The sequence below is a fragment of the Tessaracoccus sp. OH4464_COT-324 genome (assembly GCF_003932855.1).
GTDB lineage: Bacteria > Actinomycetota > Actinomycetes > Propionibacteriales > Propionibacteriaceae > Arachnia.
The window spans coordinates 1-483 of the sequence record NZ_RQYZ01000092.1; the positions used below are offsets into that span (position 1 = coordinate 1).

Genomic DNA, 483 nt, shown 5'->3' on the forward strand with positions numbered 1-483 from the left:
CCCGAACGTTGAGTCGGATTGAAATCGAAGAAAGGAATATTAGTGATACGCCTGATGCCGCAGCTTCGGTGCTATATTTTAGCCCCGTTACATCTTCCGCGCAGGCCGACTCGACTAGTGAGCTATTACGCTTTCTTTAAATGATGGCTGCTTCTAAGCCAACATCCTAGCTGTCTAAGCCTTCCCACTTCGTTTCCCACTTAATATAGACTTTGGGACCTTAGCTGGCGGTCTGGGTTGTTTCCCTCTCCACGACGGACGTTAGCACCCGCCGTGTGTCTCCTGAGTATCACTCTTCGGTATTCGCAGTTTGCATCGGGTTGGTAAGCCGGGATGGCCCCCTAGCCGAAACAGTGCTCTACCCCCGAAGGTGTCCGCTCAAGGCTCTACCTAAATAGATTTCGGGGAGAACCAGCTATCTCCCGGTTTGATTGGCCTTTCACCCCCAGCCACAAGTCATCCGCTAATTTTTCAACATTAGTC

General features: G+C 51.1%; 1 rRNA gene. It reads right to left on the bottom strand.

From position 1 onward, the window contains the following. Positions 1-483: ribosomal RNA gene (locus tag EII42_RS12260) — 23S ribosomal RNA — on the bottom strand; the annotation flags it as partial.